Raw genomic sequence first — 15,460 nt, 5'->3', positions numbered from 1 at the left:
GCGAAACCGGTCACGCCTTTCGCTTGGTATGCGCGGTAGCGGGTGCTGTCAATGGGTCTTCAGGCCAAGGGTGCTTTGGATAGCGACCGCGCATCTCTTTGCGTACTTCGGGGTAACCCTTCTGCCAAAAACTAACTAAGTCTTGGGTGACTTGCAAAGGCCGGCGCGCGGGTGAAAGCAGATGGATCATTACGGCAACGGCACCATCAATAACGGTGGGCGTTACCCGACAGCCAAAGGCCTCTTGCAGTTTCAACGCTAACACAGGCGGCCGCTGGGAAAGACACGGCAGGTAGTCCAAGCCAACCCGCTTGCCGCTAGGAACCTCAAGCGCTAACGGGGTTAACCGCTCGAATTCATTTTGTGCCTCCCAGGTCAGTGAATTGAGCAAATAGCGTTCTAGCGGCAATTTCTCAATTTGACTCAACCGTTTAATACCGATCAGGTAAGGGGCTAGCCAGCTCTCTAATGAGGCTAATAGCGCAGGCTTCGACCAATCGGGCCACTCGTCACCCTGGTACTCGCGCAGTAGCGCCATTCGCCCGCGCAACTGCTGTAAATTATCGCCAAATAACTGCTCGGGCCGCTGGCGTAGTGCATTCAATAGCGCCTCTTTCACCGCCTCCTCAGGTAAGTCTGCTAAAGGTCTCTTGGCAATGACGAGGCTGCCGTGTGCTTGCACCTCTTCACCCATTAAACGGCCCTGTTCTTGCGACCACGCAACTCGTGGCTGCCATTGGCGAATACCAGGATATAGCGAAAGCAGCGACTCAAGTGATAACGGTTCGCCTGAGATGATCCTCGCCTGGTCGCCAGCCGCGCCATTTAATGCGACGGCGACAACATAGGCTTGATGCGCCAACGTATCGTTTAACGGCAGCGTAGCGGTTTTACCATTGGCAAGCCGAAACTTACCCGGCTCTATTGACTGGCCAAGGCGCTCAGGGTATGCCAGCGCTAAGAGTGGCCCAAGTGGAACTAGAACGGCTTTATTAAGTGCCGCTCCAGCTCGTTTAGCCAGCCTAAGCGCTTCGCGATGCCAACTGGGGAAGCGTTTAGGCTGACGAAGACGCAGTGCTAACATATCATGCAGGGATCGCTCGTTGCTGTCGCGCTCTTCAAGGAGTGCCGCCACCCCACAGGCTAGTGGCACAGCATTAAACTCTGAAGCCCGCTCCAGCATCACAGCAACTCTCGGTTCAACTGGCCACTTGGCACAGCGACTACCTAGAGGAGTAAGCTTGTGCTCGTGATCTAACACGCCTAACTGCTGGAGCAGTGATTGGCCACTGCGCCAGGCTCCCTCCGGCGGGGGCGTTACCCAGCTTAGCGATTGGGGTGAGGCGACGCCCCAACACGCCAGTTCGAGCACTAGCGAAGAGAGATCCGCCTGCTGAATTTCCGGCTCACCATAAGGTGCCAACGTTTGCTCCTGGGCCCAGAGCCGAAAGCAACTGCCTTCCCGCTGGCGCCCTGCACGCCCCCGACGCTGATCAGCACTGGCGCGATTGATCCGCCGGGTCGTTAAACGGGTTAGCCCGGTACGCGGCTGAAAAAGCGGCACTCGCTCCAGGCCACCGTCAATCACCACATTCACCCTCTCCACGGTAATGCTCGACTCGGTGATCGCGGTGGAGACAATAATTCGCTGCTTGGATGTGTTCGCCGCCAGGGCTGACTGCTGTTCAGCAATACTCATTCTGCCGTGCAGTGGTCGAATCGCCAGATCAGGAAATGTCTTTTCCAGTACTTGCACTAAGCGATTAATCTCAGCGACACCGGGCAAGATGACCAGTATGTCCTGGGCATCGGGCAGTGACAGCGCCTCTTCAACCACCCGAAGCGCGTGGCGGGCACTCTCTTCACCGCTTAGTGAAGGTCGATAAGCTGTTGTCACCGGATACTGGCGCCCATGGCACTCAATAACAGGCACCTGCTCGCCCAACACCCGCTTGAGCGCTTCGACATCTAGGGTTGCCGACATCACCAGCAGGCGCAAATCATCGCGAATACTGGTCTGCACATCCAGCGTTAGCGCCAAGCCCAAATCGGCGTCTAAACTGCGCTCGTGAAACTCATCAAAAATAATCCCAGCAACGCCTTCTAGCAGCGGGTCATCTTGCAGCATGCGGGTGAGCACGCCCTGGGTCACTACTTCCAAGCGGGTTTGCGCGCTCACACAGCTGTCACCGCGCATGCGATATCCCACCGTTTGACCAACGTCTTCACCCAATTGCTGTGCCATAAAGCTGGCCGCCAATCGCGCAGCTACACGCCGTGGCTCCAGTAACAGTAGCTTGTGCCCTTTGACCCACTCTTCTTCAAGTAAGCAGAGCGGCACGCGGGTGGTTTTACCCGCCCCCGGCTGGGCAATCAGCATCAGCCGATTATGGCTAGCCAAGACGTCTTTAAGCTGATCAAGATACTGCTCAATAGGCAAAGCGCTCATGTGAGGTCAATTCCCCGCACTGTGGGCGTCTGCACTGTTGTTAGGCGCAGAATTGGGCGCGGAGCCAGTGATGCCGCAGCCTTTTAGAATAACGTGCTCAAGAAAGGTGGAGATGGATTCAAGATCCTCCTCTGTTAACGCATCACGGCCTAGAATACCGCCAACCTGGGCACTATATTCAGTGTAGTGCTGGGTGGCAGACCAAATTAGGAAAATCAGCCAGCGCGGGTCGACAGCATCCATTTTTCCCTGGGCAGACCATTGTCGAATGATCGCGGCACGAGAGGACACCCAATCGCGTAGCTCTCCCGCCAAATAATCACTTAAGAAGGGAGCACCGGCTAAAATTTCCGCCGCAAAAAGTTTTGAGCCTTTGGGGTAGCGCTGCCCCAGCACCATTTTAGTGCGAATAAAATCACTGAGTACCGTCGCGGGATCACTATCCGGAGTAATGTCCTCGAGCACTTCGTTCCAACGATGCATCATGCGGTTAAGCAGTCGCACATAAAGCGCTTGCTTACTGCCCATGTAGTACAAAATATTGGCTTTGGGGAGACCGGCTCGATCAGCGATCATTTGCAAGCTCGCCCCGCGGTAGCCGTGCTGAGAGAACACCTCCTCAGCGGCCAACAGAATACTTGCTTCTATTCTTTCCCGGCTAGGGCTTTCATGAGTGGCAGAGACGGCAGTCATTAACAGTATTTCCCAATAGCATGAGTGATTGTTAGCTTGAATGTTTCGTTACACACGAATGTTTGGCTGGGTGAGTGAATAGACTGGGCTGCCCCAAAAGTTAGCATTTCTCACCAGCTTGCCCCACTCCTGTGCAGTGAGCAAATACTTGCAAGGTACGGCGTTTTGTCCCAAGCTCAACCCATATTGACCGATCGGTCAGCATAATCACGGTCTATACAATTACAGTGGAGTTCGGCATGGCAACGATTGCGTTCCTGCTCAATGGTACCCCCCAGCGGTGTAACGTTTCACCCGACACCAGCATTTTAACGCTACTGCGCGAGCATTTGGCCCAAACGGGTACCAAAGAGGGCTGCGCATCGGGCGATTGCGGCGCTTGCACCGTGGCGATAGGTGAGCCAACGGCTGGCACGCAAAGCTTTACCAGCGCAAACGCCTGCATTACGCCTGCTCATCAGCTACAAGGCAGGCACTTGGTCACCGTTGAAGGGTTGTCGGAAAAAGGACGCCTACACCCAGCTCAGGAAGCGATGATCGAATGCCATGGCAGTCAGTGCGGTTTTTGCACGCCAGGTATCGTTATGTCGCTGTTCACTCTGCATAGCGATCTGACTCAACGCCCTGCTCCACTATTACGAGAACTCTCACCTGAACGTTTAGAAGCCGCCCTGGGCGGCAATTTGTGCCGCTGCACCGGCTATCGTCCTATCCGCGATGCGGCGCTGCGTATGAGTGATACGCCCTATGAGCGCCCTCAGTGGTTCGACGCGGCGTTGCCAGCGTCAGAAAGCGACACTCAGACCACCGATTTGGCTGGGACAGTGCCATTTTTTGCTCAACCAGTGTCTTTGGTGGAGCTAACGCAATTGCGTCAAGAGGCTCCCCAGGCGCGCTTGGTGGCAGGCGGTACTGATCTTTGGCTGGAAATTACTCAGCGCTTGGCGCCGCTCAATCAGTTGATTGATGTTTCTCGGGTTGCTGAACTACTAACAGTTGAAAAAGCCAACCATGCAGATCAAACCGGCTGGTGGATAGGCGCCGGGGTTACCTATACCCAGCTCGAGCCGCTGTTTGAAGAGCACTTTCCTGCATTTGCTCATCTGCTGCACCGGCTTGGCTCCCAGCAAATTCGTAATCGGGGAACGCTGGGTGGCAATATCGCCAATGCCTCCCCCATTGGTGATACGCCTCCCGTGCTACTTGCCTTGGGCGCTCAGGTGGAACTTGCCAGCATAAACGGTAAGCGTTGCTTAGCGCTGGAGGATTTTTTCCTCGATTACAAAAAAACCGCCTTGGCAGCGGATGAAGTCGTTTCGCGGATTTTCATTCCCGAGTCGGTTGAGGACAGTCAACTACGCGTCTGGAAATTATCCAAGCGTCGCGAAGATGATATCTCTGCGCTACTCGGTGCCTTTAGCTACCGCATTGAACAAGGTACCTTGCATGATGTACGCATCGCTTTTGGGGGAATGGCTGCGACGCCCAAGCGCGCGAAAGCTGCTGAAGCAGCGCTCGAAGGTTGCACCATGACGAAAGAAGCTTTTCGCGCCGCTCAGCAGGCACTCGAGGATGATTTCCAACCTATGAGTGATGTGCGGGGCAGTCAGCATTATCGCCAACAAGCCGCCAAGAATTTGCTTGAGCGTCTCTATCTTTCTCTCTCAGCGCCCGACCACGAGGTGATGCTCCATGCGTACGCTCACTAAACTGGACGGCGATAGCAGCCGTGCCCGCCGTGAACTACACGACCACATTCAAGGCTCTGGCCCCTTAGCGCGCCATACGGTGGACAGTAGTGGCCAGCGACAGGCTGGAAGCGCAAGCTTTCATGAGAGTGCCGAAAAGCACGTCACCGGCAAAGCCGCTTATATTGACGACTTGGTTCTGCCCGCCGACGCTCTCCATGTTGCGCTAGGCCTATCGCCCGTCGCCCACGGCACCTTAACGCAGCTTGACCTCAGCAAGGTGACAGATTCGCCAGGAGTGGTCGATGTGATTACCTTTCATGAGGTGCCGGGCCATACCGATATCGGGCCGGTCTTTCCGGGCGATCCTATTTTTGTCGATCAAGAGATCAGCTACGCAGGGCAATGCCTCTTCGCCGTTGCCGCAACGTCGCTGCAGGCGGCACGCCGTGCCGTCAAGTTAGCCGCCATTAGCATCGATGAGCAGCCTGCCAGTTTAGACCCAGTGGCCGCGACGGAGCGTGAAGAGTTTGTTCGCCCGACTCATGTGCAGACCCGTGGTGATTGGCAACGGACACTTGACCAAGCTGAACAGATTGTCGAAGGCGAGCTGTTCGTCGGTGGCCAAGAGCACTTCTATCTGGAGGGCCAGGCATGCGTGGTTCACCCTACCGAAGATGAGGGCGTTATCGTCCACACCTCCAACCAGCACCCCAGCGAAACACAGAAGCTGGTGGCGGAGGTGCTCGATATTCCTTTTCATGCCGTGACCGTAGAAGTACGCCGTATGGGCGGTGGCTTTGGTGGTAAAGAGACTCAGGCGTCTCCCTGGGCGTGTATTGCCGCGATTATTGCCCGCCGCACCGGTAAGACGGTTCGACTCCGCTTACCGCGCAGTGAAGATATGCGCGCCACGGGTAAACGCCACCCCTTCCATAACCGCTATCGATTAGCCATTGATGCAGAGGGCGTTATTCAGGGTGGTGAGATCACAGTGATCGGTGACTGCGGCTACTCGCCGGATCTCTCCGACGCTATCGTTGATCGCGCTATGTTCCATGCCGACAACGCTTACTCGCTGGGGGATGCCCAAGTAGTCGGTCATCGGGCAAAAACCCATACCGCCTCTAATACCGCATTCCGGGGCTTTGGTGGCCCTCAAGGGATGATGATTATCGAAGCGGCCATGGATGATATTGCCCGCCAGATTGGCGAAGACCCACTAACTGTACGTAAGCGCAACTTCTACCGCGATGGCCGCGAGGTGACTCACTACGGCCAGCAGGTCGACCAGCGGCAACTCCTGCATACACTTGTTGAAACCCTCGAAAGCGACAGCGATTACTGGTCACGGCGCAAAGCGGTCAGTGACTTCAACGCCACCAGCCCTGTGATCAAGAAAGGATTGGCACTTACCCCGGTTAAATTTGGCATTTCGTTTACCGCCCAGCACCTTAATCAGGCGGGCGCCCTTCTACATGTTTACACCGACGGCAGCGTGATGATCAATCACGGCGGCACCGAGATGGGCCAAGGGCTACATACTAAAATTTGTCAGGTGGTGGCTCGCGAGCTGGGCCTGGATCTAGGGAAGGTACGTATTACCGCTACGCGAACCGATAAAGTCCCCAATACCTCCCCTACCGCTGCCTCCAGCGGTGCTGACTTGAACGGTATGGCTGCACGGGATGCCTCCAGCAAGCTGCGAGAACGCCTGTTTGATTTTGCCGCCGCGCACTATTCAGAAGGCTTGGATCGCGAAGGAATGCGCCTGGAAGATGGCATGCTAGTAGCTGGGTTCGGCGAGAGCGAGCGCCGCATACCCTGGGGTGAGTTGGTGCAAACCGCCTACCTCAATCGCATATCGCTATCTGAAAAAGGTTTCTACGCCACGCCGCTTATTCACTATGATCGTTCAGTGGGTCAAGGCCGACCCTTCTACTACTACGCGTTCGGCGCGGCAGTGGCAGAGGTAAGCGTGGATACCTTGAGCGGGGAGTATCAGGTAGACCGTGTCGATATATTGCATGACGTGGGAGACTCACTAAACCCGGCCATTGATATTGGCCAGGTGGAGGGCGGCTTTATTCAAGGAATGGGCTGGTTGACCAGTGAAGAGCTTAAGTGGAACGACAAAGGCGTGCTGGTCAGCGATGGGCCGGCGACCTATAAAATCCCTACCTTCGGCGATCTACCGCCTATCTTCAATGTCGCGCTACTGGAGGGGCACCCTAACTCTATGGCCAGTCTCTACCGCTCAAAAGCAGTGGGCGAGCCTCCTTTTATGTTGGGCATTTGTGTCTGGTCGGCGCTACGTGACGCACTATCAAGCCTAACTGATTACGTTACATCACCCCACTTAGATACACCGGCCACGCCGGAGCGGGTCATGCTGGCAGCCAACGCTATCAGGAAGAAAGTGCTGTGAGTTCTAGTCAAAACCCAGAAAGCTGGCATGCGGCGCTACATCGCTTACAGCGCGACGGCATACCCCATGTACTAGCCACTCAGGTAACCAGCGCAGGCTCCACTCCCCGGGAGCCTGGCGCACGCATGTTGATCACCGACGATGATATCTTCGATACCCTAGGTGGCGGTACCTTTGAGTGGCAGACCATTACCGCCGCACGCGCTTGTTTGACAGAAAAACGCTACGGCATCAGCTTGGAAGCCTTCTCTCTGGGCGGACGAAGCGGTCAGTGCTGTGGTGGATTCGTTAATATCCTTTTGGAAGCCTTTCCAGGCACTACAACGCACATTGCGATCTTTGGTGCAGGCCACGTAGGGCAGCAAATTGTGAAGCTAAGTGCACCGCTGCCCTGGCAGTTGCACTGGCATGATAGCCGTAGCGATGCGTTTGCTGAACAGCAGCAGCCGCGACTTAGCTGTTATTCACTCAAAGACGCACAGCAAAGTGTTGCCGCCTTGCCTGCTGATAGCCACGCGCTGGTATTGACGCATAACCACGACGAAGACTATGCGCTGATCAAAGCGCTGATCGAGCGCGATGACATCGCATCGATTGGGCTGATTGGTTCTGACAGCAAATGGGCAAGCTTTGAAGGACGCCTTAAGCGCGATGGTTACTCCGCCGGGCAAATTGCGCGTGTGCGATGCCCCATCGGTCGCATCCACGCCACTAAGCTGAGTAATAAAACGCCCTATGCGATTGCTTTAACGGTGGTGGCTGAACTGCTTTGGCTAACGGACACGCCCTCTTTTCAAGAAAACCGCGGCCTTGACTCCCAGGCAGTGCGGACGCTAATGACCGACTCTCCGACGACCCCGAGTTAATATGAATTCTTCTGCTGATACGTTTATTCGTGCCGAATTGATTAGTTTTGCCCGCGACCCTGGCGATGGCAATACGCCCGAACCAGGCAGCTTAGAGCATTACGGCGACGGGCTGCTCTGGTTGAAAGGCCAGCATATTCATGCCGTCGGCCATTTCGCTGAGCTCTCATCTTCGCTACCCAAAGGAGCTGACGTTGTCGACTATCGTGACAAGCTGATTATGCCGGGGTTTATCGATACCCACGTGCACTATGTCCAGCTGGATATCATGGCTTCTTATGGCCGCCAACTGCTTGACTGGCTAAACGACTACACCTTTCCTGAAGAGTGTCGCTTTGCTAATCATGCCCATGCTGAAGCGCTGTCTAACGCTTTTTTGGATGAAATGCTACGTGCGGGCACTACCACTGCCCAGGTATTCGGCTCTAGCCACCCTGGCTCCGTAGATGCATTTTTCACCGCCTGCCAAAAACGCCAGCTGCGCATGCTGGTGGGTAAGGTATTGATGGATCGTAATGCGCCGGAGGCGCTGCTGGACGGTGCATCAGGCATTGCTGAAAGCGAGCGACTGATTGAGGATTGGCACGGCAATGGCCGCCTGGGCTATAGCGTCACACCGCGCTTTGCGCCGACTTCAACTAAAACGCAAATGGACGCTGCCGGCGCTCTCTTACGTAATGATCCTAGCCTTTGGTTACAGACCCACTTGGCTGAAAACAGCGGTGAGTTAGATTGGGTAGCCGAGCTGTTTCCAGGCAGTCGCGATTATTTGGCCGTTTATGAGGAGGCAGGCTTAGTCGGCCCCCGTAGCACCTTCGCCCATGGCATTCATCTCGATAACGGCATGCGCAAACGCCTGGCGGATCGAGGCGCCAATATTGCCTTTTGCCCCAGCTCCAATCTTTTTCTGGGTAGCGGGTTATTCGACCGGGAAGCAGCCAAGCAAACGGGCATGGCATATACGTTTGCTAGCGATATCGGCGCAGGCACTGATTTATCGGGATTTGGAACGCTTAAAGCAGCCTATCAAGTGGGTCAATTAGGCGGTCAACCCCTTACCGCATGGCAGGGGTTTTATGGCTTAACCATGGGGAATGCCAAGGCTCTTTCGCTGGATAGCCACATCGGTCAACTCGCTCCAACCCTTGAGGCTGACTTTGTGGTGATTGACACCCAGGCAACATCGCTACTCTCTCGACGAATCAATCATTGCACCACGCTTGGTGAGCGGCTGTTTGCGCTAATGATGCTGGCTGACGACCGCGCTATTTATGAAACCTGGGCGGGTGGCATTTGCCAACACCGCAGGGGTAAAGCCTAAACATTGCGGCTAGCTTCATAGCCCCACCTTGGGGGGAGCTCTAGCTCGCGACCGATGGCTACCAGCTTAGTAAATGCACCGTGGGAGGGCGCTTCAGCGCGCGATTGTTTAGGCTGTCAGCCTAATAAAACCGGGATGCCTTCGGCACCCTTCGCGCGCTGAAGCGCCCTCCTACAACTAGCACTGAGTCTTGTGACTTTGATTTGGGCCGGTAGACCACTTTTGCTTTGCCCATAAAAAAAACCCCCAAGGCATTAGCCCTGGGGGATTCTTGATATAAGTGCCTGACTATGAGCCGGTCGGCGCTCCGGGACTTTACTCGTCTCGTCCTGAAACTCGCCCTTCGGGCCCGCTAAAGCGGTTCCCGTTTGTTCCCGACAAACGGGTTCATGAGGAGACCCCTTGTTTTTCTTTCGCGCAAACAAAAAACCCAGCCGATGGGCTGGGTTCTTCGTTAAATAAGTGCCTGACGATGACCTACTCTCGCATGGGGAGACCCCACACTACCATCGGCGCTAAGCGGTTTCACTTCTGAGTTCGGCAAGGGATCAGGTGGTTCACGCATGCTATGGTCGTCAGGCGTAACGGGTAATGTACATCATGCTGACTGTTTTTAACTAAATTGTGCTCGTCTCATTGCCTGCCGCCCTGGCAGTCTGTTGCCTGGGCCACACGCTGCGTATCCGGTATTCATTCACGTCATCATCACGACCAGACCCCTTGGGTGTTATAGGGTCAAGCCTCACGGGCCATTAGTACACGTTAGCTCAACGCCTTGCAGCGCTTCCACACCGTGCCTATCAACCAGCTGGTCTCGCTGGGCCCTTCAGGAGGCTCTAGGCCTCAGGGATGTCTCATCTTGAAGGGGGCTTCCCGCTTAGATGCTTTCAGCGGTTATCCCGTCCGACCATAGCTACCCGGCAATGCCACTGGCGTGACAACCGGAACACCAGAGGGTCGTCCACTCCGGTCCTCTCGTACTAGGAGCAGCCCTTCTCAAACATCCAACGCCCACGGCAGATAGGGACCGAACTGTCTCACGACGTTCTAAACCCAGCTCGCGTACCACTTTAAATGGCGAACAGCCATACCCTTGGGACCGACTTCAGCCCCAGGATGTGATGAGCCGACATCGAGGTGCCAAACACCGCCGTCGATGTGAACTCTTGGGCGGTATCAGCCTGTTATCCCCGGAGTACCTTTTATCCGTTGAGCGATGGCCCTTCCATACAGAACCACCGGATCACTAGAACCTGCTTTCGCACCTGCTCGACGTGTCTGTCTCGCAGTCAAGCACCCTTATGCTCTTGCACTCAATGCACGATGTCCGACCGTGCTGAGGGTACCTTCGTGCTCCTCCGTTACTCTTTAGGAGGAGACCGCCCCAGTCAAACTACCCACCACACACTGTCCTCGATCCGGATAACGGACCTGAGTGAGAACGCCAATGATGCCAGGCTGGTATTTCAAGGTTGGCTCCGCCCGAACTGGCGTCCGAGTTTCAAAGCCTCCCAGCTATCCTACACAGGCAACATCAGCGTCCAGTGTGAAGCTATAGTAAAGGTTCACGGGGTCTTTCCGTCTAGCCGCGGGTACACCGCATCTTCACGGCGATTTCAATTTCACTGAGTCTCGGGTGGAGACAGCGTGGCCATCATTACGCCATTCGTGCAGGTCGGAACTTACCCGACAAGGAATTTCGCTACCTTAGGACCGTTATAGTTACGGCCGCCGTTTACCGGGGCTTCAATCAAGAGCTTCGCCTTGCGGCTAACACCATCATTTAACCTTCCGGCACCGGGCAGGCGTCACACCCTATACGTCCGCTTGCGCGTTAGCAGAGTGCTGTGTTTTTAATAAACAGTTGCAGCCACCTGGTATCTTCGACCGGTTCGGGCTTAGAGAGCAAGTCTCATCACCCTACGCCGGCGTGCCTTCTCCCGAAGTTACGGCACCATTTTGCCTAGTTCCTTCACCCGAGTTCTCTCAAGCGCCTTGGGATTCTCACCCTGACCACCTGTGTCGGTTTGGGGTACGGTCGCACATGATCTGAAGCTTAGAGGCTTTTCCTGGAAGCGTGGCATCAGTGACTTCCTGACCGTGGTCAGTTCATCTCGTGTCTCGGCCTTGAAGGATCCCGGATTTACCTAAGATTCAAGCCTACTCACTTTCACCAGGACAACCAACGCCTGGCTCACCTAGCCTTCTTCGTCCCCCCATCGCAACCATGTCCGGTACGGGAATATTGACCCGTTTCCCATCGACTACGCCTTTCGGCCTCGCCTTAGGGGCCGACTCACTCTGCTCCGATTAGCGTCGAACAGAAACCCTTGGTCTTCCGGCGAGGGAGTTTTTCACTCCCTTTATCGTTACTCATGTCAGCATTCGCACTCGTGATACCTCCAGCGAACTTCTCAATTCACCTTCATTGGCTTACACGACGCTCCTCTACCGCTCATTCCTAAGAATGAACCCGTAGCTTCGGTACCTGGTTTAGCCCCGTTACATCTTCCGCGCAGGCCGACTCGACTAGTGAGCTATTACGCTTTCTTTAAAGGATGGCTGCTTCTAAGCCAACCTCCTAGCTGTCTGAGCCTTCCCACATCGTTTCCCACTTAACCAGGATTTCGGGACCTTAGCTGACGGTCTGGGTTGTTTCCCTTTTCACGACGGACGTTAGCACCCGCCGTGTGTCTCCCACGCTCTACTCACCGGTATTCGGAGTTTGCCTCGGGTTGGTAAGTCGGGATGACCCCCTAGCCGAAACAGTGCTCTACCCCCGGCGGTAATACGTGAGGCGCTACCTAAATAGCTTTCGAGGAGAACCAGCTATCTCCGAGCTTGATTAGCCTTTCACTCCGATCCACAAGTCATCCAAATCTTTTTCAACAGATCCTGGTTCGGGCCTCCAGTTGATGTTACTCAACCTTCACCCTGCTCATGGATAGATCGCTCGGTTTCGGGTCTATATCCAGCGACTGTGTCGCCCAGTTAAGACTCGGTTTCCCTACGGCTCCCCTATACGGTTAACCTCGCCACTGAATATAAGTCGCTGACCCATTATACAAAAGGTACGCAGTCACAGAACAAGTCTGCTCCTACTGCTTGTACGCACACGGTTTCAGGATCTATTTCACTCCCCTCTCCGGGGTTCTTTTCGCCTTTCCCTCACGGTACTGGTTCACTATCGGTCAGTCAGGAGTATTTAGCCTTGGAGGATGGTCCCCCCGTCTTCAGTCAAGGTTTCTCGTGCCCCGACCTACTCGATTTCACATGATCAGATTTTCGACTACGGGGCTATCACCCGCTACGGCCAGACTTCCCAATCTGTTCGCCTAATCATTCACATGCTTAAGGGCTGGTCCCCGTTCGCTCGCCGCTACTAGGGGAATCTCGGTTGATTTCTTTTCCTCAGGGTACTTAGATGTTTCAGTTCCCCTGGTTCGCCTCTTACACCTATGTATTCAGTGTAAGATACTGACCTTATGGCCAGTGGGTTTCCCCATTCAGAAATGTCCGGGTCACAGGTTGTTGCCACCTCACCGAACCTTATCGCAGGCTACCACGTCTTTCATCGCCTCTGACTGCCTAGGCATCCACCGTGTGCGCTTAATTGCTTGACCCTATAACCCGAAGGAGTCTGGGGTTCGCAATAATCACGTTTCATTTTGCCGGATACGCTGACGCGTATCACAATTTAAGAAGCACTTCTTGCGAAGTGTTCTTGTCAGCATGATATACATTGTTAAAGAGCAGCTGTTCAATGAACAGTGATAAAACGGTGCTATAACCACAGCACGCGACTTATCAATGGTCACGAAACATTCACAAACGGTATTGAAGGTTAAACAGGGTAGTAACGTAATGGTGGAGCCAAGCGGGATCGAACCGCTGACCTCCTGCGTGCAAGGCAGGCGCTCTCCCAGCTGAGCTATGGCCCCATTAACACACAACTTTTCCGGGTAATTTTATTCAGAACAAGGCATTTTATGGCGAAGCATAGCCTGCTATGCGAGTCATAAAATAACGCAGTGCTGGATAAAATTTGGTGGGTCTGGGCAGACTTGAACTGCCGACCTCACCCTTATCAGGGGTGCGCTCTAACCAACTGAGCTACAGACCCGGCTATTCAGTTGTTACAGGCTCTGATGCCTTTGTAACAACTAAACTAACTACCGTTTGCTCTATTGCTTGATCAGGTAATTCATTGTGGACGCTTACCGACTGTGACGCATCGTTTAAGGAGGTGATCCAGCCGCAGGTTCCCCTACGGCTACCTTGTTACGACTTCACCCCAGTCATGAACCACACCGTGGTGATCGCCCTCTTGCGTTAGGCTAACCACTTCTGGTGCAGTCCACTCCCATGGTGTGACGGGCGGTGTGTACAAGGCCCGGGAACGTATTCACCGTGACATTCTGATTCACGATTACTAGCGATTCCGACTTCACGGAGTCGAGTTGCAGACTCCGATCCGGACTGAGACCGGCTTTAAGGGATTCGCTGACTCTCGCGAGCTCGCAGCCCTTTGTACCGGCCATTGTAGCACGTGTGTAGCCCTACCCGTAAGGGCCATGATGACTTGACGTCGTCCCCACCTTCCTCCGGTTTGTCACCGGCAGTCTCCTTAGAGTTCCCGACATTACTCGCTGGCAAATAAGGACAAGGGTTGCGCTCGTTACGGGACTTAACCCAACATTTCACAACACGAGCTGACGACAGCCATGCAGCACCTGTCTTACAGTTCCCGAAGGCACACCAGAATCTCTTCCGGCTTCTGTAGATGTCAAGGGTAGGTAAGGTTCTTCGCGTTGCATCGAATTAAACCACATGCTCCACCGCTTGTGCGGGCCCCCGTCAATTCATTTGAGTTTTAACCTTGCGGCCGTACTCCCCAGGCGGTCGACTTATCGCGTTAACTTCGCCACAAAGTGCTCTAGGCACCCAACGGCTGGTCGACATCGTTTACGGCGTGGACTACCAGGGTATCTAATCCTGTTTGCTACCCACGCTTTCGCACCTCAGTGTCAGTGTCAGTCCAGAAGGCCGCCTTCGCCACTGGTATTCCTCCCGATCTCTACGCATTTCACCGCTACACCGGGAATTCTACCTTCCTCTCCTGCACTCTAGCCTGACAGTTCCGGATGCCGTTCCCAGGTTGAGCCCGGGGCTTTCACAACCGGCTTATCAAGCCACCTACGCGCGCTTTACGCCCAGTAATTCCGATTAACGCTTGCACCCTCCGTATTACCGCGGCTGCTGGCACGGAGTTAGCCGGTGCTTCTTCTGCGAGTGATGTCTTTCCTAATGGGTATTAACCACTAGGCGTTCTTCCTCGCTGAAAGTGCTTTACAACCCGAGGGCCTTCTTCACACACGCGGCATGGCTGGATCAGGGTTCCCCCCATTGTCCAATATTCCCCACTGCTGCCTCCCGTAGGAGTTCGGGCCGTGTCTCAGTCCCGATGTGGCTGATCATCCTCTCAGACCAGCTACGGATCGTTGCCTTGGTGAGCCATTACCTCACCAACTAGCTAATCCGACATAGGCTCATCCAATAGCGGGAGCCAAAGCCCCCTTTCTCCCGTAGGACGTATGCGGTATTAGCCTGGGTTTCCCCAGGTTATCCCCCACTACCGGGCAGATTCCTATGCATTACTCACCCGTCCGCCGCTCGTCAGCATCTAGCAAGCTAGATCTGTTACCGCTCGACTTGCATGTGTTAGGCCTGCCGCCAGCGTTCAATCTGAGCCATGATCAAACTCTTCAGTTTAAGATCTATGCGGTTCTTACCCGCCACTCGAAAGTGACAGAAGCGAACCAAACTTGGCTCAAGGTTCAAACGAATTCATTCAAAACAGATCCCAAAGGACGAATCCTTTAAAACCTTATTGCTTGAGTCGCTTGCCTTGATATTTGGTGATTTGCCACCAACATCAGCAAGCGCCCACATGAATTACCTGATCAAATTGTTAAAGAGCTAGTCGATGAGGCCGTGCCCCGTTGACGTGTGCGT

Annotated in this window: 6 protein-coding genes, 2 tRNA genes and 3 rRNA genes; 4 read left to right on the top strand and 7 right to left on the bottom strand. The window is 54.6% G+C overall.

The features are described 5' to 3' along the window. Nucleotides 1-10: 10 nt before the first annotated feature. Together hrpB and SR894_RS09550 are read right to left on the bottom strand one after the other, a co-directional pair. On the bottom strand, nucleotides 11-2,449 hold the full coding sequence (hrpB, locus tag SR894_RS09555) for an ATP-dependent helicase HrpB (protein ID WP_133732913.1): 2,439 nt from the start codon (nucleotides 2,447-2,449) through the stop codon (nucleotides 11-13). 6 nt (nucleotides 2,450-2,455) lie between these two features. Further along, nucleotides 2,456-3,142 carry a TetR family transcriptional regulator C-terminal domain-containing protein gene (locus SR894_RS09550; protein ID WP_133732914.1) on the bottom strand — a complete coding sequence of 229 codons (687 nt, stop codon included), beginning with the start codon at nucleotides 3,140-3,142 and terminating at the stop codon, nucleotides 2,456-2,458. A gap of 239 nt (nucleotides 3,143-3,381) precedes the next feature. On the opposite strand from SR894_RS09550, the gene xdhA reads away from it, so the two are divergent. The 4 genes from xdhA to guaD are packed head-to-tail and all read left to right on the top strand — an operon-like array spanning nucleotide 3,382 to nucleotide 9,445. Then, nucleotides 3,382-4,851 (top strand): xanthine dehydrogenase small subunit, encoded by a 1,470-nt coding sequence (xdhA, locus tag SR894_RS09545; RefSeq protein ID WP_133732915.1) that lies wholly within the window; start codon nucleotides 3,382-3,384, stop codon nucleotides 4,849-4,851. Further along, on the top strand, nucleotides 4,835-7,258 hold the full coding sequence (gene xdhB / locus SR894_RS09540) for a xanthine dehydrogenase molybdopterin binding subunit (protein WP_133732916.1): 2,424 nt from the start codon (nucleotides 4,835-4,837) through the stop codon (nucleotides 7,256-7,258). The genes xdhA and xdhB overlap by 17 nt, the downstream gene beginning before the upstream one ends. Then, the gene (xdhC, locus tag SR894_RS09535) at nucleotides 7,255-8,124 is read left to right on the top strand and encodes a xanthine dehydrogenase accessory protein XdhC (protein WP_133732917.1); all 870 of its coding nucleotides are present in this window, start codon (nucleotides 7,255-7,257) and stop codon (nucleotides 8,122-8,124) included. Before xdhB ends, xdhC begins: the two co-directional genes overlap by 4 nt. 1 nt (nucleotide 8,125) lies before the next feature. Beyond that, nucleotides 8,126-9,445, top strand: coding sequence for a guanine deaminase (gene guaD / locus SR894_RS09530; RefSeq protein WP_133732918.1), 1,320 nt, complete (start codon nucleotides 8,126-8,128; stop codon nucleotides 9,443-9,445). A gap of 464 nt (nucleotides 9,446-9,909) precedes the next feature. Here the strand turns inward: guaD and rrf are convergent. The 5 genes from rrf to SR894_RS09505 all read right to left on the bottom strand — a co-directional run bounded on the left by rrf (nucleotide 9,910) and on the right by SR894_RS09505 (nucleotide 15,217). Next, nucleotides 9,910-10,025 (bottom strand): 5S ribosomal RNA (gene rrf, locus SR894_RS09525). Between the two features lie 151 nt (nucleotides 10,026-10,176). After that, a 23S ribosomal RNA gene (locus SR894_RS09520) occupies nucleotides 10,177-13,068 on the bottom strand. Between the two features lie 242 nt (nucleotides 13,069-13,310). After that, nucleotides 13,311-13,386: transfer RNA gene (locus tag SR894_RS09515), tRNA-Ala, on the bottom strand. Nucleotides 13,387-13,491: 105 nt separating this feature from the next. Next, nucleotides 13,492-13,568 (bottom strand) — tRNA-Ile (locus tag SR894_RS09510). 116 nt (nucleotides 13,569-13,684) lie between these two features. Next, nucleotides 13,685-15,217 (bottom strand): 16S ribosomal RNA (locus SR894_RS09505). Together the 16S, 23S and 5S rRNA genes with 2 tRNA genes alongside form the textbook arrangement of a ribosomal RNA operon. Between the last annotated feature and the right edge of the window lie 243 nt (nucleotides 15,218-15,460).

Origin of the sequence: Vreelandella neptunia (assembly GCF_034479615.1) — a bacterium.
GTDB classification, from domain to species: Bacteria; Pseudomonadota; Gammaproteobacteria; order Pseudomonadales; family Halomonadaceae; genus Vreelandella; species Vreelandella neptunia.
This window is presented reverse-complemented; position numbering and strand designations above follow the sequence as displayed.